This is a genomic window from Ruegeria sp. P8, from assembly GCF_056534665.1.
The window spans coordinates 78,286-94,967 of the sequence record NZ_JBQERC010000001.1 but is presented as its reverse complement, the minus strand read 5'-3'; the positions used below and the strand labels follow the sequence as shown (position 1 = coordinate 94,967).

Here is a 16,682-nt window from a genome sequence, read left to right as displayed (position 1 = left end):
GCCACATTTGTTGTGTTGATTGGGCATCAGAATCGTAACGAGTTTTTGCCAGTAATCAGATCGGTATCTGACGTTCGAAAATCGGGCGCTGGCGTGTTGAGTGGGAGGTCCGTCTGACTTCATTTTTCTGTCCGCAAATCATCCCGGATAAGCCTTATCCCTGCCGCAAACCCGCGTCACAAAAGGTTTACAGAGGATGTGGGGAAATACACCCCGTTCAGAGCAGGACCAAAAAATGAAGACCAAATCACGCTTTCTGAAAGCCATGGTCGAGGCCACTCGGGACCAGAACCTGGAAATGCCGTGGAAGCGGGTAACAAGCAATTCTGTCAGGGTCGCCAGTCGCATCGCGGCACGACGCTGAGACAGAAAACCCAGAGACCAAGCTGCCGGTCTTATTTGGGTCAACGCGTATCAGGTTCGCTCCGGCCTGATGTATCGCGCGTCACGAGCGAGGGGTTCGTGACTTTTTAGGAGTTGTGTGTGTGCGGGCAATTTCGCCCGTGAAGTACGAGTTTGTCTGGGGGGTCAATGTGTTGACCATTGGAAAGCGAGATTTAGTCGCGTCGCGGGACCGTACCGGTTGCCGCCCGAGGGTCACCCATTTGTTTCAAGGCAAAGAACCAGTTCGCCGGGCGCGTCTGTACGGGGGTACGCCGCGCCTGACCGAACATTTTGAGGGGACGGAATATTAATGACTATTCCTAATTCACTGGCCCGCGCGGCCAGAAATGCTATCGAAACGTCTGTTATGCTGCGGGACGCGCCGCGGCCGGTTTCCAAGCCAAAAGCCCAGCTGCGCCGCTATGAGGTCAGCAGCCTGTTGAAGAACGGAGATGTGGTTCAGACCCGCCACATCGCACCTGCCCTGCCGATGTTTGAAGACGCGTTTTGCGCCTTCACACGTGGATCTTTGGTAGAAACGGAACATGGACCGATGGCAATCGAGGATCTGATGCCTGGGGATACGGTCCTGACGCAGGATGGCGCATCGGAAACCGTGTTGTGGAAGGGATCTGTCACGTTGATCCCCGGACGCGCGGATTCACGTGGCCGGACGCGACCGCTGACGCGGATCATGGCGGATACGTTCGGGATGCAAAAGCCAATGTCGGGTGTCATTGCTGGCCCGGCGGCGCGAATCGTGGGAACACCTGCGCATTTGCGGCACCTGCATGGGGGGCAGCCGATTCTTACACCCGTGTCCGAATTTCAGGACGGGATGGGTGTCATTGAAACAATGCCGCCCACCCCCGTTGAACTGTTTCACATTTGTTTAAAACGCCATTCCGTTATTCGCGTAGATGGATTACAGTTCGAAACATATCATCCAGGTGTGAATGCGGTTCGCATGATCAGCCACTCGCTTCGGTCGATCTATCTGAACCTGTTCGCGCATATCGAGTCGCTGAACGATTTCGGCCCGCTGCTGATGCCGCGCGCCGGAGATGGTGAGATCGACGCGATGACGGCCTGAGCATGATTGTGATTACTGCATTATGGGGGGCATCATGCAGCTGGTAATAAGTTGGGTTCTATCCCTTGCGGTGGCAGCACTGTTGCCACCAATCACCGCGCAACCAAAACGTGTTGGCGTTACGCCGTCCGGTTCATACGTTCTTCCAGAACGTCGAACGGTACGCCTGGCTCGTCTTTTGCGCCGCGAATAACGAGCGATGTCTTGACGCTGGCCACGTTTGGCGTGGTCAGCAACTCGCCCGTCAGAAACTGCTGAAAGCTGCTCAGGTCAGGTGCGACACATTTCAGGATGAAGTCCACTTCGCCGTTCAGCATGTGGCATTCGCGGACCAATGGCCATTCGCGGCAGCGGCCTTCGAACGCGCGCAGTTCGACTTCGGCCTGGCTGTCCAGACCGACCATGGCAAATACCTGAACCTCGAACCCCAACTCGCGTGAGTTGACCTCGGCGTGATAGCCGGTGATGAAGCCGGATTCTTCGAGTGTGCGCACCCGGCGCAGACAGGGCGGGGCCGAGATTCCGACCCGTTTTGCCAGCTCGACATTGGTCATACGACCGTCCGCCTGCAGTTCCGCCAGAATCTTGCGATCAATATCATCCAGCCGAGTCGTGACCATCAAATGCTCCTGATTTTTTCGGTTCTTATATCAGCACCCTACACGCGCGCAATAATGTTTCGCAGATGCGCAATTTTCTTTGTTTCCTTTTCGCCTTCTCCCGGTAAACCCAGGGCACCCCGTCCCGAGGGGACCTGAACAGTAAGGGGCTTTAAGCCGGGCCGGTCGGTCGCTATATCGGGGCGACGGGCCGCGGGCCCAATTCAGGCAATTCGAGCGGGGGCACCATGGCCGACACAAGACACACCAAGGTTCTGATCATCGGGTCAGGACCCGCAGGATACACCGCAGGCGTATATGCAAGCCGCGCCATGCTGGAACCCATTCTGGTACAGGGCATCGAACCCGGTGGTCAGCTGACAACGACCACCGAAGTCGAAAACTGGCCCGGCGACACGGAGGTGCAGGGCCCGGACCTGATGGTGCGGATGCAGGACCATGCCAAGGCCATGGGATGTGAGGTGATCGGCGACATCATCAGCGATCTGGACCTCAGCAAACGCCCCTTCACCGCCAAGGGCGACAGCGGCACCACATACACGGCGGACGCTGTCATTCTGGCCACCGGCGCGCGTGCGAAATGGCTGGGTCTGCCGTCGGAAGAGAAGTTCAAGGGCTTTGGCGTCTCGGCCTGCGCCACCTGTGACGGGTTCTTCTATCGCGGGCAGGAAATCGTGGTGATTGGCGGCGGCAACACAGCCGTGGAAGAGGCCCTGTTCCTGACCAATTTTGCCAGCAAGGTGACCCTGATCCACCGCCGCGATGAGTTGCGGGCGGAAAAGATCCTTCAGGATCGCCTGTTGAAGAATGAAAAGATCGAACCGCTGTGGTTCCACCAGTTGGAAGAAGTGATCGGCACCGACGCGCCTTTGGGCGTTGAAGGTGTTCGGGTCAAACATGTCAAAACCGGCGAGATTACCGAGATTCCGTGCAAGGGCGTCTTTGTCGCCATCGGCCACGCCCCTGCGAACGAGTTGGTCAAAGACACGCTGGAAACCCATATGGGTGGCTATGTCGTCACCAAACCGGGAAGCACCGAAACCTCAATCCCCGGCGTGTTCGCGGCAGGCGATCTGACCGACCATGTCTATCGTCAGGCAGTAACAAGCGCCGGGATGGGCTGTATGGCGGCACTGGATGCCGAACGGTTCCTGGCCGAACAGGACTGACACATGCTTGAATTCTCTGGCCCTGTCTGGAGAATTCTGTTTGCGTCGCAGGCAGCAGCCCCATTGCTGCCTGCCCGCGCGCCCGAGGGGCGCTTTCATCATTCCGGACAATTCGCGCTTTATGCCTCGCTCAGCGCCGAGGGCGCTTCGGTCGCCATCCGCCGCTACATCTCGGGTGATGATCCCGACCGGGTGGTTCAAAGGTTTCTGGTGGAAAACGCGCGATTGGTGGACTACCGCGGGCAGACGGCTGTCTCGGTGATCTGGCAGGATATTCGCGCGACGGGGGCCCCTTCCCCGACATGGTCTTTTTCAGATAAAGCGCGGGCACTGGGGGCGGACGGCTTGATCTACAGCTCGCGCTCGCGCCCTGACCTCAGCCATCTGGTGCTGTTTTGTGCGGACAAGATATCAATTCAATCCCAACACCCCGCCACCCATTGGCAGGCCTAGATTTGCACCCGAAGCCTTGACCTGACCGCGAACGTCCTCGCAAAGTCCAACCACGGCGAACAGCGATACAGGTGGTATTCTTGAAGAGCGCTTTGTGGCGTGGCGGTTGGGCAGCCCGGCTTCGGATCGGCAGCGGGTTGGTTCTGTTTGCTTTCGCTTTCTTCCATTTCATCAACATCGGACTGGGCCTGTTTCACACCGATTATCTGCACGGGATGCAGGACGGTCGAACAGCGGTGACGCGGCACAGTTTTATGAGCCTGCTGCTTTATGCGGCGTTGTTCACTCATGCCGGTCTGGCGCTAGCTTCGATCGCACAACGCCGGACCCTGCGCATGCCGTTCAGCACGGCGTTGCAGATTGTTCTGGGTCTGCTGATACCTTTGCAGCTGATCTCGCATGTCATCCAGACGCGGGTCGCGCACGAGATCTATGACGTCAATGACGAGATGGGGTATATCATCATCCTGATGTGGCCCAGCACCGTGATTTGGATGCAAAGCGCACTGTTGCTGATCGTCTGGGTGCATGGCTGTATCGGGCTGCATATGTGGTTACGGCTGACGAAATGGTGGTCCAGCGCCGTACCCTATCTGATCGGTGTTGCCGTCTTCATCCCCATGTTCGCCTTGGCCGGTCTGCTGACCGAGGGCCGCCGCATTTGGTTGGAATTCGCGGATGAGTTTCTGCGGGAACAATATATCGAGCATTACAACTGGCCCTCGCCCGAGGCGTTCCAGACCATGTTCACCGTCAAGGATAATGCCCTTTTGGCGTTCTGGCTCGCCTTGGCGGCCACGGGTCTTGTGTATATCGGGCGCAAGCTGTGGCGGCGCAGGCATTCGGTGCGGGTAAGTTACAGCAACGGGCCCGAGGTGGATGCCGAAAAGGGCATGACACTGCTTGAGATTTCGCAGGCACATAGTGTGCCCCATACGGCCTTGTGCGGCGGGAAGGGACGCTGCACCACATGCCGCGTCATCATCGAGGAAGGCGCTAACGCCCTACCCCCGCCCGGCGATGTCGAGGCCCGCAGCCTCGCCGCTGTTGGCGCCTCACCGCAGACACGGCTGGCCTGCCAGATCCGCCCGACGGAACCGACCACTGTTTTCCGCGTTTTTCAACCGGATGGCGGGCGCGTTCGCGGGCATGCCAGTCAGGGGCAGGAACGGAAACTGGCCGTGCTGTTTCTGGACATGCGCGGATTTACCGCCCGCACGACGGGTCAGCTGCCCTATGATATCGTGTTCCTGCTGAACCGGTTCTTCGACGCCGTCGTACCTGCCATCACCAAGGACGGCGGTGTCGTGGACAAGTATATGGGCGACGGGTTGCTGGCGGTTTTCGAGAAACCCGATGCGGCCGCATCCGCCAGCGCGGGGTTGAAGGCTGCGATAGATATCAGCCATGCCCTTGACCGGTTCAACGAGCAGCTTGAGGCCGAAGGCAGCCCCGGCATTCGCATCGGAATGGGCTTACACCTTGGTGATCTGGTGCTGGGTGAGATTGGCGCGCAGGGACATGCCGCGAGAACGATCATCGGCGACGCCGTCAATGTGGCCAGCCGACTGGAAAGCGAAACCAAGGCCTTGGGGGTCGAGTTGCTGGTCTCGCAAGAGGTGTTGAAGGCTGCGGGTATGAACCTGCCGCCGGAGGGTATCCGGATGTTCCAGCTGCGCGGCGTTGCCGATCCGATTCCCGCCCTGCCAGTCACCCGCGCGTCCGGGCTTGCGCCGCACACGCGAAAACAGGAACAGTCATACCTTGCATGATCGGAATATATACGCCCCAAGGAACGAGATCATCATTTTGATTTCAGAGTTGGAAATTCCTTCCAATCCGCGAGAAATCAGCGCATATCGTCCTTTGTTTCATTGACGCCAGTGGACTTCGCCCAACAGTCGGTGCAAATGCCCCGAAAACGCCCTTGAATCATTGGCAACACAACACTGCGATAAGAGTATTCAGATGACGATGTTAAGCAATCTGGCCCCCATTCCCGAACTTTATGTGTCGTATGACTCGGCCCAGAAACTGAAGGTTGAAGCCGCCGACCTGACCAGTTGGGATCTGAGCCCGCGCCAGATCTGTGATCTGGAACTGCTGATGAATGGCGGTTTCAACCCGCTTAAAGGCTTTCTGAGCGAAGCCGATTACGACAATGTCGTCGAAAACATGCGTCTGGCTGACGGCACCCTGTGGCCGATGCCCATCACGCTGGACGTCAGTGAAGACTTTGCGGACAAGATCGAACTGGGTCAGGATATCGCGCTGCGCGATCAGGAAGGCGTGATTCTGGGCACCATGACGGTCACTGACCGCTGGACCCCGAACAAGGCCCGCGAGGCCGAGAAGGTTTTTGGTGCCGATGACGATGCCCACCCGGCGGTGAATTATCTGCACAATGTGGCGGGCAAGGTCTATCTGGGTGGCCCTATTGTTGGCATCCAGCAGCCCGTTCACTATGACTTCCGCGGTCGCCGCGATACACCAAACGAGCTGCGCGCCTATTTCCGCAAGCTGGGCTGGCGCCGGATCGTGGCCTTCCAGACCCGCAACCCGCTGCACCGTGCGCATCAGGAACTGACTTTCCGCGCCGCCAAGGAAGCGCAGGCCAACCTGCTGATCCACCCGGTCGTGGGCATGACCAAGCCGGGCGACGTAGACCACTTTACCCGCGTGCGCTGCTATGAGGCGGTGCTGGACAAGTATCCCGCGTCCACCACCTCGATGAGCCTGCTGAATCTGGCGATGCGCATGGCTGGCCCGCGCGAGGCGGTCTGGCACGGGCTAATCCGCGCCAACCATGGCTGCACCCATTTCATCGTGGGTCGCGATCACGCGGGTCCGGGCAAGAACTCGGCCGGGGAAGATTTCTATGGCCCCTATGACGCGCAGGATCTGTTCCGCCAGTTCCAGGACGAGATCGGCGTCGAGATGGTCGATTTCAAGCACATGGTCTATGTGCAGGAGCGCGCGCAATACGAGCCGAATGACGAGATTCTGGACAAGGACAATGTCACGATCCTGAACATCTCGGGCACCGAGCTGCGCCGCCGTCTGGCCGAGGGTCTGGAAATCCCCGAATGGTTCAGCTTTCCCGAAGTGGTGGCCGAGCTGCGCAAGACCAAGCCGCCACGCAGCCAGCAGGGCTTTACCGTGTTCTTCACCGGCTTCTCGGGCTCGGGCAAGTCCACCATCGCCAACGCGCTTATGGTCAAGCTGATGGAGATGGGGGGCCGTCCGGTCACGTTGCTGGATGGCGACATCGTGCGGAAAAACCTGTCATCCGAACTGGGTTTCTCGAAAGAGCATCGCGACCTGAACATCCGACGGATCGGCTATGTGGCATCCGAGATCACCAAGAACGGTGGCATCGCCATCTGCGCGCCGATCGCACCTTATGCCACCACGCGCCGCGCGGTACGCGAAGAGATCGAGCAGTTCGGTGCCTTCTGCGAAGTGCATGTCGCGACCACCATCGAAGAGTGTGAGCGGCGCGACCGCAAGGGTCTGTACAAGCTGGCGCGCGAGGGCAAGATCAAGGAATTTACCGGTATCTCGGACCCGTATGACGTGCCTCAGAACCCTGAATTGCGTGTCGAGACCGAGAATGTCGAGGTCGACAACTGCGCTCATCAGGTGCTGCTGAAGCTGGAAAGCATGGGCCTGATCGCAGCAGGCTGAACCAGATGAATGAATGCAGCGGCCTCCGGTTTTCGGGGGCCGTTTTTTTGTTTTTATGGGCTGAGGCGTTCCGGGCAGTCCCTGGGGACGGGAACGGTTCGGCTACTGAGTGGCTTCTGGCAGATCCACCTGCCCGCGCATCAGGATATGCCCCTGACCGGCTACCTTGATTCCCGTCATCACGTCGGTGGGGCCAACGCGCGTGACAACAGCCTGACCGGGGCGACCCATATCGTGACCCTGTTCCGCAACGAAACTGTCTTTGGTCATCAGCCCATATTTCCACAGATAGGCCGCCATGGCCCCGGTGGCGGACCCGGTAAACGGATCCTCGGGCGGGCTGGGCGGGGCCATGAGCAGGCGCGAGAACGTATCGCCCGCGTCGGTGGCCCCTTGGAGCGTCACGAGGAAAGGCTCGGCCATGTCCGAGCCGGAATACCCTGCCGTCGCAGCCACTTTGCGCAGCGCGTCCTCGGACAGGCGGGCCGCGCGCAAAGCGTCATGATCGCGCAGAACGGTAATACAGAAGGGCAAGCCGGTTGAAACCATCCGGGGTGGCGAGATGATGGCTTCTTGCGGCAGGCTGATCGCCTTTGCCACCAGATCGGCTGGCACATGCGCACCAAATTGCGGTGCGACCTGCGTCATCTCAATCTGTTCGCCCTGCAAACCGATCGAAACGATACCAGCGCCGGTTTCCAGCGTTAGGTTATCACCGGAGATCATGCCGCGCGACCGCATCGCCGCTACGGTGGCAATCGTCGGATGACCGGCAAAGGGAATTTCACGGCTGGCCAGAAAATAACGGACGCGGATGTCGGCCACGTCGGACGGGCCGGTGAATGTGCATTCGACCAGAGAGGTTTCGCGCACATAGGCCATGCAGACCTCGGCCGAGAGACCCGCGCCGCCGTGGACCACGGCACAACCGTTGCCGCCGAATGCACGATTGGTGAAGGCGTCTACCCAGTCGAATTCAAACCAGCTCATGCAGTCGGCTCCGTTACAGGTTAAAAGCGGCAGTTTCGCCGATGCGCGTGTGTTGCGGGCAACGTTTCAGCCCCACCGGACAAAGGGGCCGTTCAGTGAACGGCCACAGGTGACAGGTCGTGCTGACGGGCCAGAACGAAGGCCAGCTTGCGGTCGGCCACAAGCGCCAGTTGCTGCCCATCGGAATCGTGCACGGCATAAAGGTGATCCAGATCACCTGCCTGATCGCGCAGATCACGCGGCAGATCGGCAACGTCGACTGTTTTCACATAGACGATACGATCGCCTTCGGTGTTGATTTCAATCGGTGTATTCATTGCTCTTACCCCTTCCGTATGTTGATTGTCTGAACCACGGTTTCCGGCACGGCGCGGGTCAGATCCACATGCAGCAGACCGTTTTCCATGATCGCCTCTCCCACCTCGACCCCGTCAGCCAGCACGAACATGCGCTGAAACTGACGCGCCGCGATACCACGGTGCAGGAAGATGCGCCCCTCGCTGTCGTCGCGCTGACGGCCCCGGATCACCAGTTGGCGATCCTCGATGGTGATCGACAGATCCTCTTCGGCGAACCCGGCCACCGCAAGGGTGATGCGGTAGGAAAAGTCCGAGGTCTGTTCGATGTTATAGGGCGGGTATCCTTCATTACCGGCCTTTGCAGACCGTTCCAGAAGGCGTTCCAGCTGCTCGAACCCCAAAAGATGCGGGTATGAGCCAAGAGTAAGTTTCGACACGTATTTTCGTCCTTTATTGTCAAAGCGACGTGGTGCGCGGTCCCGTTCCGGCAACCGCTTGTTATAGAATATGGGAAGAAAACAGGATGTCCACAAGGTCTGGCGCGATAACGTCTGACACACTATCTTGTTGGGCAAGCACCACAACAAGCCCGAGTCGCCAATGAACGCGCCCACCGACCTTTCGATGAAAACCGAAGAAGTTCTGCGGGTTGAGTTGGAGGTTTTTCGCCGCCAGCACCGCGACCTTGATGAGGCGATCGAGGCGCTGCACGAAAAAGGAACGGCTGATCAGTTGACCCTTCGGCGTCTGAAAAAGGAAAAACTGCGCCTGAAAGACTTCATCCGCCTGATCGAAGACCGCCTGACCCCCGATATCATTGCCTGAACGCCCTGTACCGCATTGCCACAAAAGCGGATTTGGCTATAGTGCGCGCTCTTTCTGAGCGCGGGGACGTAAGCGGATGAGCGATGTGACAGTGGGGATCATCATGGGCAGCCAGTCGGACTGGCCCACGATGAAGGAAGCCGCAGATATTCTGGATGAACTGGGCATCGCTTATGAGGCGCGTATCGTTTCGGCCCATCGCACCCCGGACCGGTTGTGGGACTATGGCAAGACCGCCGTATCACGCGGGTTGCAGGTGATCATCGCGGGCGCTGGCGGAGCGGCACATCTGCCGGGTATGATGGCCTCGAAAACACGCGTACCGGTGATTGGCGTGCCTGTGCAGACGCGGGCCCTGTCGGGGGTGGATTCGCTGTATTCCATTGTGCAGATGCCCAAGGGCTTTCCGGTGGCGACCATGGCAATCGGGTCGGCTGGCGGAGCCAATGCGGGCCTGATGGCAGCGGGCATTCTGGCCTTGCAGGATGAAGCCCTGGCCGCGCGGCTGGATGCCTGGCGTGACGCGTTGTCCGCCTCGATCCCCGAGGAACCGCAGGGATGAGCCGGATCGGGTTTATCGGCACCGGGCATATCGCCGCGCCGATTGCGCGGCTGATGGCCGCCAAAGGGCATGAGATCAGCGTGACAGAACGCAACGCCGAGGTCTCGGCCGCCCTGAAGGCCGAACTGGGCGTGACTATCGCGCCGCCGCAAGCGGTGATTGACGCCTCGGACATCGTGTTCCTGTGCCTGCGCCCGCATATTGCGGCCGAGGTTCTGGCCCCCCTTACCTTTCGTGCCGATCAGCAGGTCGTGTCAGTTATGGCGGCCGTTTCCGCCGAGGATTTGGCCAAGCTTTGCGCCCCTGCGTCGGATTTCGTCCAAACCATCCCACTGGGGTTCTTGCAGTCCGGTGGCTGTCCGATGGCGGCGTTCGGCAATGACCGCTTGCTGGCCGAGCTGTTTGAGCCGGAAAACCCCGTGGTCAAGGTTGCGGATGAGGTGGCGCTGAACGCGCATTTTGCCATTTGTGCCATGGTTCCCGGCATTCTGGATCTGATGGCCACCGGGGCCGAATGGCTGGGTGACGTAACCGGCGATGCGGACGGGGCCGAGTTCTATACCACGCAGTTGATGGCGGGTTTTCTCGCCGCGATGGAAAAAGGCACAGCCGGGCGGTTGGCACAGGAGCGCGACGCTTTGGCGACCGAAGGTACTTTGAGCCTGCAAATGACGGGCACCCTGATCGAACAGGGCGCGCATGAGGCGCTGAGAGCGGCGCTTGGCGCAATTGGAAAACGTTTGGAGAATTGACGATGGCGGAGATGCTCGCCCAAGGTGCAGTGATCGGGATTCTGGGTGGCGGCCAGCTGGGCCGGATGCTGTCGGTGGCAGCCTCTCGGCTGGGGTTTGTCAGCCACATCTACGAGCCGGGCGCAAACCCGCCTGCCGGGCAGGTTGCGGATCGGGTTACGACAGCGGCCTACGACGATATCGACGCCTTGACGGCCTTCGCCGATGCGGTGGACGTCATCACCTATGAGTTCGAGAACATCCCGACCGAGGCATTGGATATTCTGGAAGCCCATCGCCCCATTCGTCCCGGGCGTGAGGCATTGAGGGTCAGTCAGGACCGCCTGACCGAGAAGACGTTCCTGCAGGGGCTTGGCCTGAAAACGGCTCCGTTTGCGGATATCACCGATCTGGACAGCCTGAATGCGGCCATCGAAGAAATCGGCACGCCCGCCATCCTGAAGACCCGCCGCTTTGGCTATGACGGCAAAGGACAAGCCAGATTGCGCACCCCCCGGGATGCCGAGGCCGCGCTGGCCGATATGGCTGGTGCGCCTGCCCTTCTGGAGGGGTTCGTTGATTTTTCGCACGAAGTTTCGATCATTGCTGCGCGGGGGCTGGACGGTCAGGTGGCCTGTTTCGACCCGGGTGAGAATGTGCATCGCGATGGCATCCTGCACACCACCACCATCCCTGCCCGACTGTCCCCCGCCCAGCGCACCGATGCCATCCTGCTGGCGGCCAATATCCTGAACGCTCTGGAATATGTCGGTGTCATGGGGGTTGAGCTGTTCGTAACACCCGGCGGACTGATCGTGAACGAGATCGCGCCGCGCGTGCATAACTCGGGCCACTGGACGCAGAATGGCTGCGCCGTGGATCAGTTCGAACAGCACATCCGCGCGGTGGCGGGTTGGCCGTTGGGCGACGGGCAGCGCCACTCGGATGTGGTGATGGAGAACCTGATCGGCGACGATATGGACCGCGTGCCCGAGCTGGCGCGCGAACGGGACGTCGCGCTGCATCTTTACGGCAAGGCCGAGGTCAAGGCCGGTCGCAAGATGGGACATTTCAACCGGATCAAGCGGTAGAATATCGCGCTACGGCGCGATGCCTTCGGCGAGAGGATTTGGAAAAAGGTGAAGCTGGTCTGGTTTTACCCCACAAAGCGGGTTGCGATATCCCCAGACATATAGCTGACGCGCCCGCCCGCCAATGTCGCGGCGACCCGATGAGTGGTTGCATCAAGGATTACCAGATCGGCGCGTTTGCCCGCGGCAAGCGTGCCCCGGTCCTGCAAGTCCAGCACCCGCGCGGGGCCGGATGAGATCAGCGCCCAGGCACCGGCCAGATCCAGCAGCCCGGTTTTGGCCAGCATCAGCGCCGCGCGGCGTGGACTGGGATAATGGTAATCCGAGGCCAGCGCATCACAGAGCCCCATCGCAATCAGCTCTACCGCGCTGGCGTTACCCTTATGCGAGCCGCCGCGGACCACATTGGGCGAGCCGAGAATGACGTGATCCCCGGCAGCGCGCGCCGCCTCGGCGGCTTCAAGCGTTTCGGGAAACTCGGCAATACGCACCCCTTGGCTGCGCCACCAAGCGCGCGCCTCGGCAGTTGCGTCATCGTGGCTGCCCAGACGCACGCCCATGTCCGCAAGGTCCGAACAGAGCGCTTTTAGCGCGGCCGGAACCTCAGCCTTGCGGGCGTGCATGTCGAGCAGCATCGCAAAATGCGCCTCTGGGTTGCGTCCGGCCTTCAATGCCTGCCCGGTCAGGCGCGGTGGTTTCTTGCCCTGTGCCAAACGATCATGCGGCAGGTGATCATTGAAGACCACGTATGGCACCTGCCAATCGGCGATGCGACGGGCCAGCCCGTCGTAATCCGCGAGCATATTGGTCTCGAACCGCAATTGCGGGATCAGATCGGTGACCGTGCTGCCCTTGACCGCTGCGATGGCCGCAAACACCTGCGCGGCAAAGTCCGGGCCGCGCACGCCGCCTTCCCAGCTGTAAAACTGCGCCAGAACGGCTGTGGTGATGCCGTTGGCGGCCAGTTCGGCCTCGACCGACAGAATGCCCTCATTCATCTGCTTCATCGCGCCGCGACGTGGGGCGATATGGCGTTCGAACCCATCGCCGTGCAAGTCGACAATACCTGGCAGAACAAGAAACCCGGTCATGTCAATCCGCCGCCCGGTTGCGTCTTTCTGAATGACCCCACCTGCAACGGAAAGCTCCGCGCGTGACAGCCCTTCATCCGGTAGCAGAACCTCGGCACCGGTCAATGTCAGTTCCAATGTGGTCATTCTGATGGCTCCGCCCCCGGTTCCGAGCAATTCTGCCCGATGCAGATCTCGTCTATTACGTCCATCACACCATCCAGCCAAGTGATCTGGGGATCAAACCGACCAAATTCGATGAAGTGCAAAGCCTGTGCCATGACCTGCGGGTTGTTCATCATGAAGGTGTGGGTCACCGGCAAGACGAGATGATCGGCCATGCCTTCGACCTTGGTGGATTCGACCGACACCTTGCCATCGTCAGGACCGTCGATCAGAGATGAAAACACGAGGTTCAGGGACTGATCACCTGCGATGACCCCCAGTTCGAAATCCACGGGCGGCAGGCGGCTGGGAATACCATCCGGGCCCGTACCCAGTTGCAGTCCGGCCGGGCCGTTCAGGTATCCGAACACCTCCCACGCGCTGAGTTCATCGACCAGCTGGCTACCCTGATTGGGCGGCCCCAGCATGACGACACGGCCCATGTTTTCAGGGCTGTGGTCCTGCAACCAGTATCGCAACAGGATGCCACCCATGGAATGCGCAACGACATTGACGGTGTCACTGCCGCAGGCTGCAAATGCTTGCGGGATGGTTTGTTCGGCCAGTTCGGGGATACCGATTTCGGTCGATGGGTAACCGGGGCGCACGACGGAATAGCCATTCGCTTTGAACAGTTGCTCCATCACGCTGAATGACGCCTCGGTCCGGGCCAGACCGTGCAGCAGGACAACGCATTTCGCGCTGGCCACGGCGGGAAAAAGGCAACAAAGCAGGGCGATCAGAATTCTCATACCCGCCAGATAAAGCCTGTGCGCCTGCGTTAAAAGCCCTTCCCACGTTGACGTCGCAGGACAGCCAGCGCGATACCGCCCAAAACCAGCGCCGCACCAACAAGCAGCCGCACACCCGCGCTTTCCCCCAACAGCACCACGCCGCCCACAATCGCGATCACCGGCACGCTGAGCTGGACGACCGCCGCCGTTGAAGGTGCCAGCCGGGGCAGAACGCGATACCACAAGGCGTATCCCAGACCCGAGGTCACGCCACCTGACAAGGCCGCAAGGAGATAGCCCAATCCGGTCATGTGCCACTCTGCCCCTGTGGCCATCAGGGCCAGCGCGGTTACCGGCAGCGCGACGATGAAATTTGCGGCCGTGCCCTGCAACGCATCAGGCTCGGACCGCCCGACCAGTGAATAGGCTGCCCAGCCGATCCCGGCTGCGATCATCAAAACGGTTCCGGTTGGATCGACCTGCACTGTTCCTGTGGGCCACAGGACACAGGCCAGACCACCCAGTGCAATCGCTGCCCCGGCCAGCTGTCGTCGGGTGGGTTTGACCCCGGCAAGGGCGGTGGCGGCGAACATGGTAATCTGCACAACGGCAAACAGGATAAGTGCGCCCAGCCCCGCATCCAACGTCAGATAGGCAATTGAAAACCCGATCATATACAGGGAAAGCGACCCGGCCCCGATGATCCGCCTGCGGTTGCGAAGGGGCAAATGTCCTCTACGCAGCAGGATCAGTGCGGCCAGAACCAACGCCCCCGCCAGAACCCGGATAATGGCAAACCCCGCAGGATCACTGGACGCGCTGTCGATAGCCAGCCGGTTCAGAATGGAGTTCGCCGCAAAGGCGCACATGGTCAGGGCGGTCAGAAGGAACAGTCGCATTTCAACCACATACCGACTTGGTGGCGAGTTGGACACTCACAATTCGGGCACACGCGGCCCTGCCTTCATCTTTTCCAAAATACTCCCGCCGGAGGCATGGCCGCATTGCGGCCATCGGAAATGAAACGGGGCCGCCAAAAGGCGACCCCGTCCGTTAGCACTTTGCTTCCCCTCTCGACAGCCTGACCTTGCAGCCAAACGCCTGTCAGGGGTCGTCAGAATTCGCTTAGGCGAATTCGACGTGCTTACATCATGCCGCCCATGCCGCCCATGTCGGGCATGCCGCCACCAGCAGGCGCATCTTTTTGCGGCTTGTCTGCAACCATCGCTTCGGTGGTGACCAGCAGGCCGGCAACCGATGCCGCATCTTCCAGAGCGGTACGGACAACTTTGGCCGGGTCGATCACGCCGAACGAGAACATGTCGCCATATTCTTCGGTCTGAGCATTGAAGCCAAAGGCCGGATCCGAAGATTCGCGCACTTTGCCTGCAACAACCGCACCGTCAACGCCTGCGTTTTCGGCGATCTGGCGCAGCGGCGCTTCGATGGCCTTGCGCACGATGTTGATGCCTGCGTCCTGATCAGCGTTTGCGCCTTTCAGCGATTCCAGTGCTTTACCGGCCTGAACCAGAGCAACACCACCGCCTACAACGACGCCTTCCTGAACGGCTGCGCGTGTTGCGTTCAGAGCATCGTCCACACGGTCCTTACGCTCTTTCACTTCAACTTCGGTCATGCCGCCGACGCGGATAACGGCAACACCGCCTGCCAGTTTGGCAACGCGTTCCTGCAGTTTTTCACGGTCGTAATCCGACGAGGTTTCTTCGATCTGGGTGCGGATCTGAGCAACACGTGCTTCGATCTCGGCTTTCTCGCCAGCACCGTCGACGATGGTGGTTTCGTCTTTGCTGATCTCGATCTTCTTGGCGGTGCCCAGCATGTCCATGGTGACATTCTCAAGCTTCATGCCCAGATCTTCGCTGATCACCTGACCACCGGTCAGGATTGCGATGTCTTGCAGCATGGCTTTGCGGCGGTCGCCGAAGCCCGGTGCCTTGACAGCAGCAATTTTCAGGCCGCCGCGCAGTTTGTTGACAACCAGAGTTGCCAGCGCTTCGCCTTCAACGTCTTCTGCAATGATCAGCAGCGGCTTTTGCGACTGGATCACCTGCTCGAGCAGCGGAACCATCGGCTGCAGCGAGGACAGTTTCTTTTCGTGCAGCAGGATCATGCAGTCGTCGAGCTCGGCCACCATCTTGTCTGCGTTGGTGACGAAGTAAGGCGACAGATAGCCGCGGTCGAACTGCATACCTTCGACAACATCGGTCTCGGTTTCCAGACCTTTGTTTTCTTCGACGGTGATAACGCCTTCGTTGCCAACCTTCTGCATCGCGTCCGCGATCTGCTGGCCAATTTCAGCTTCGCCGTTGGCCGAGATGGTGCCAACCTGAGCAACTTCTGCCGAGTCTTTGACTTCGCGCGAAGCAGCACGGATGCCTTCGACAACTTTGGCGGTTGCCAGGTCGATGCCGCGCTTCAGGTCCATCGGGTTCAGGCCCGCTGCAACCTGCTTCAGGCCTTCTTTTACGATGGCCTGCGCCAAAACGGTCGCGGTGGTGGTGCCGTCACCGGCTTCGTCATTGGTGCGGCTGGCGACTTCTTTCACCATCTGCGCGCCCATGTTTTCGAACTTGTCTTCCAGTTCGATTTCCTTAGCAACCGAAACACCGTCTTTGGTGATGCGCGGTGCGCCGAAGGATTTGTCCAAAACCACGTTGCGGCCTTTAGGGCCCAGGGTCACTTTGACAGCATCCGCCAGAATGTTGACGCCTTTCAGCATCTTGTTGCGGGCATCGGTGTCGAACTTGACGTCCTTTGCAGCCATGTCGTTTCTCCTTGAGAAAATGTG

18 protein-coding genes are annotated in these 16,682 nt (G+C 59.8%); 10 read left to right on the top strand and 8 right to left on the bottom strand.

Annotated elements, in window-relative coordinates; genetic code table 11:
- The first annotated feature begins 235 nt into the window (after nt 1-235).
- Entirely contained in the window at nt 236-364 is a 129-nt protein-coding gene (locus ACR0BZ_RS00475) for a hypothetical protein (protein WP_267362961.1), read from the top strand.
- 330 nt (nt 365-694) lie between these two features.
- Nucleotides 695-1,477, top strand: a complete 783-nt coding sequence (locus ACR0BZ_RS00470; RefSeq protein WP_267362963.1) for a Hint domain-containing protein — start codon at nt 695-697, stop codon at nt 1,475-1,477.
- Nucleotides 1,478-1,596: 119 nt separating this feature from the next.
- Here the strand turns inward: ACR0BZ_RS00470 and ACR0BZ_RS00465 are convergent, their stop codons facing one another.
- A complete protein-coding gene (locus ACR0BZ_RS00465; RefSeq protein ID WP_209504770.1) occupies nt 1,597-2,097 on the bottom strand; it encodes an Lrp/AsnC family transcriptional regulator in 501 nt (166 codons plus the stop codon).
- A gap of 227 nt (nt 2,098-2,324) precedes the next feature.
- On the opposite strand from ACR0BZ_RS00465, the gene trxB reads away from it, so the two are divergent.
- The 4 genes from trxB to ACR0BZ_RS00445 all read left to right on the top strand — a co-directional run bounded on the left by trxB (nt 2,325) and on the right by ACR0BZ_RS00445 (nt 7,406).
- Nucleotides 2,325-3,266: a thioredoxin-disulfide reductase gene (trxB, locus tag ACR0BZ_RS00460; RefSeq protein WP_267362965.1), complete on the top strand. Its 942-nt coding sequence runs from the start codon at nt 2,325-2,327 to the stop codon at nt 3,264-3,266.
- A gap of 3 nt (nt 3,267-3,269) precedes the next feature.
- On the top strand, nt 3,270-3,719 hold the full coding sequence (locus ACR0BZ_RS00455) for an RES family NAD+ phosphorylase (RefSeq protein ID WP_480919161.1): 450 nt from the start codon (nt 3,270-3,272) through the stop codon (nt 3,717-3,719).
- 80 nt (nt 3,720-3,799) lie between these two features.
- Nucleotides 3,800-5,491 carry an adenylate/guanylate cyclase domain-containing protein gene (locus ACR0BZ_RS00450; protein ID WP_480539321.1) on the top strand — a complete coding sequence of 564 codons (1,692 nt, stop codon included), beginning with the start codon at nt 3,800-3,802 and terminating at the stop codon, nt 5,489-5,491.
- 196 nt (nt 5,492-5,687) lie between these two features.
- The gene (locus tag ACR0BZ_RS00445; protein WP_480519148.1) at nt 5,688-7,406 is read left to right on the top strand and encodes a bifunctional sulfate adenylyltransferase/adenylylsulfate kinase; all 1,719 of its coding nucleotides are present in this window, start codon (nt 5,688-5,690) and stop codon (nt 7,404-7,406) included.
- 102 nt (nt 7,407-7,508) lie between these two features.
- Here the strand turns inward: ACR0BZ_RS00445 and ACR0BZ_RS00440 are convergent, their stop codons facing one another.
- From ACR0BZ_RS00440 to ACR0BZ_RS00430, 3 genes are all read right to left on the bottom strand, one after another.
- A complete protein-coding gene (locus ACR0BZ_RS00440; RefSeq protein WP_480919160.1) occupies nt 7,509-8,396 on the bottom strand; it encodes a PhzF family phenazine biosynthesis protein in 888 nt (295 codons plus the stop codon).
- 92 nt (nt 8,397-8,488) lie between these two features.
- Nucleotides 8,489-8,713: a DUF1150 family protein gene (locus ACR0BZ_RS00435; RefSeq protein WP_209504776.1), complete on the bottom strand. Its 225-nt coding sequence runs from the start codon at nt 8,711-8,713 to the stop codon at nt 8,489-8,491.
- A gap of 5 nt (nt 8,714-8,718) precedes the next feature.
- A complete protein-coding gene (locus tag ACR0BZ_RS00430) occupies nt 8,719-9,132 on the bottom strand; it encodes an Hsp20 family protein (RefSeq protein WP_058275530.1) in 414 nt (137 codons plus the stop codon).
- A 163-nt stretch (nt 9,133-9,295) separates the two neighbouring features.
- On the opposite strand from ACR0BZ_RS00430, the gene ACR0BZ_RS00425 reads away from it, so the two are divergent.
- The 4 genes from ACR0BZ_RS00425 (at nt 9,296) to ACR0BZ_RS00410 (ending at nt 11,904) form a co-directional block, all read left to right on the top strand.
- Nucleotides 9,296-9,520 carry a YdcH family protein gene (locus tag ACR0BZ_RS00425; RefSeq protein WP_267362973.1) on the top strand — a complete coding sequence of 75 codons (225 nt, stop codon included), beginning with the start codon at nt 9,296-9,298 and terminating at the stop codon, nt 9,518-9,520.
- A gap of 76 nt (nt 9,521-9,596) precedes the next feature.
- Nucleotides 9,597-10,082, top strand: a complete 486-nt coding sequence (gene purE / locus ACR0BZ_RS00420) for a 5-(carboxyamino)imidazole ribonucleotide mutase (protein ID WP_267362974.1) — start codon at nt 9,597-9,599, stop codon at nt 10,080-10,082.
- Nucleotides 10,079-10,834: an NAD(P)-binding domain-containing protein gene (locus ACR0BZ_RS00415; protein WP_480487573.1), complete on the top strand. Its 756-nt coding sequence runs from the start codon at nt 10,079-10,081 to the stop codon at nt 10,832-10,834. Before purE ends, ACR0BZ_RS00415 begins: the two co-directional genes overlap by 4 nt.
- Before the next feature lie 2 nt (nt 10,835-10,836).
- The gene (locus tag ACR0BZ_RS00410) at nt 10,837-11,904 is read left to right on the top strand and encodes a 5-(carboxyamino)imidazole ribonucleotide synthase (RefSeq protein WP_480919159.1); all 1,068 of its coding nucleotides are present in this window, start codon (nt 10,837-10,839) and stop codon (nt 11,902-11,904) included.
- Between the two features lie 65 nt (nt 11,905-11,969).
- Here the strand turns inward: ACR0BZ_RS00410 and ACR0BZ_RS00405 are convergent, their stop codons facing one another.
- The 4 genes from ACR0BZ_RS00405 to groL form a co-directional block, all read right to left on the bottom strand.
- Nucleotides 11,970-13,121, bottom strand: coding sequence for an alpha-D-ribose 1-methylphosphonate 5-triphosphate diphosphatase (locus ACR0BZ_RS00405; RefSeq protein ID WP_480919158.1), 1,152 nt, complete (start codon nt 13,119-13,121; stop codon nt 11,970-11,972).
- A complete protein-coding gene (locus tag ACR0BZ_RS00400) occupies nt 13,118-13,891 on the bottom strand; it encodes an alpha/beta fold hydrolase (protein ID WP_480546141.1) in 774 nt (257 codons plus the stop codon). Before ACR0BZ_RS00400 ends, ACR0BZ_RS00405 begins: the two co-directional genes overlap by 4 nt.
- A 29-nt stretch (nt 13,892-13,920) precedes the next feature.
- On the bottom strand, nt 13,921-14,772 hold the full coding sequence (locus ACR0BZ_RS00395; RefSeq protein WP_480919157.1) for a DMT family transporter: 852 nt from the start codon (nt 14,770-14,772) through the stop codon (nt 13,921-13,923).
- A 245-nt stretch (nt 14,773-15,017) separates the two neighbouring features.
- A complete protein-coding gene (gene groL / locus ACR0BZ_RS00390; RefSeq protein ID WP_480919156.1) occupies nt 15,018-16,658 on the bottom strand; it encodes a chaperonin GroEL in 1,641 nt (546 codons plus the stop codon).
- Nucleotides 16,659-16,682 lie beyond the last annotated feature (24 nt).

Coding starts and splice junctions, on each gene's coding strand:
- purE (WP_267362974.1), top strand. CDS start 9,597: ATGAGCGATGTGACAGTGGGGATCATCATGGGCAGCCAGTCGGACTGG.
- ACR0BZ_RS00455 (WP_480919161.1), top strand. CDS start 3,270: ATGCTTGAATTCTCTGGCCCTGTCTGGAGAATTCTGTTTGCGTCGCAG.
- ACR0BZ_RS00395 (WP_480919157.1), bottom strand. CDS start 14,772: ATGCGACTGTTCCTTCTGACCGCCCTGACCATGTGCGCCTTTGCGGCG.
- ACR0BZ_RS00405 (WP_480919158.1), bottom strand. CDS start 13,121: ATGACCACATTGGAACTGACATTGACCGGTGCCGAGGTTCTGCTACCG.
- ACR0BZ_RS00400 (WP_480546141.1), bottom strand. CDS start 13,891: ATGAGAATTCTGATCGCCCTGCTTTGTTGCCTTTTTCCCGCCGTGGCC.
- ACR0BZ_RS00440 (WP_480919160.1), bottom strand. CDS start 8,396: ATGAGCTGGTTTGAATTCGACTGGGTAGACGCCTTCACCAATCGTGCA.
- ACR0BZ_RS00475 (WP_267362961.1), top strand. CDS start 236: ATGAAGACCAAATCACGCTTTCTGAAAGCCATGGTCGAGGCCACTCGG.
- ACR0BZ_RS00415 (WP_480487573.1), top strand. CDS start 10,079: ATGAGCCGGATCGGGTTTATCGGCACCGGGCATATCGCCGCGCCGATT.
- ACR0BZ_RS00425 (WP_267362973.1), top strand. CDS start 9,296: ATGAACGCGCCCACCGACCTTTCGATGAAAACCGAAGAAGTTCTGCGG.
- trxB (WP_267362965.1), top strand. CDS start 2,325: ATGGCCGACACAAGACACACCAAGGTTCTGATCATCGGGTCAGGACCC.
- ACR0BZ_RS00410 (WP_480919159.1), top strand. CDS start 10,837: ATGGCGGAGATGCTCGCCCAAGGTGCAGTGATCGGGATTCTGGGTGGC.
- ACR0BZ_RS00470 (WP_267362963.1), top strand. CDS start 695: ATGACTATTCCTAATTCACTGGCCCGCGCGGCCAGAAATGCTATCGAA.
- ACR0BZ_RS00445 (WP_480519148.1), top strand. CDS start 5,688: ATGACGATGTTAAGCAATCTGGCCCCCATTCCCGAACTTTATGTGTCG.
- ACR0BZ_RS00435 (WP_209504776.1), bottom strand. CDS start 8,713: ATGAATACACCGATTGAAATCAACACCGAAGGCGATCGTATCGTCTAT.
- groL (WP_480919156.1), bottom strand. CDS start 16,658: ATGGCTGCAAAGGACGTCAAGTTCGACACCGATGCCCGCAACAAGATG.
- ACR0BZ_RS00465 (WP_209504770.1), bottom strand. CDS start 2,097: ATGGTCACGACTCGGCTGGATGATATTGATCGCAAGATTCTGGCGGAA.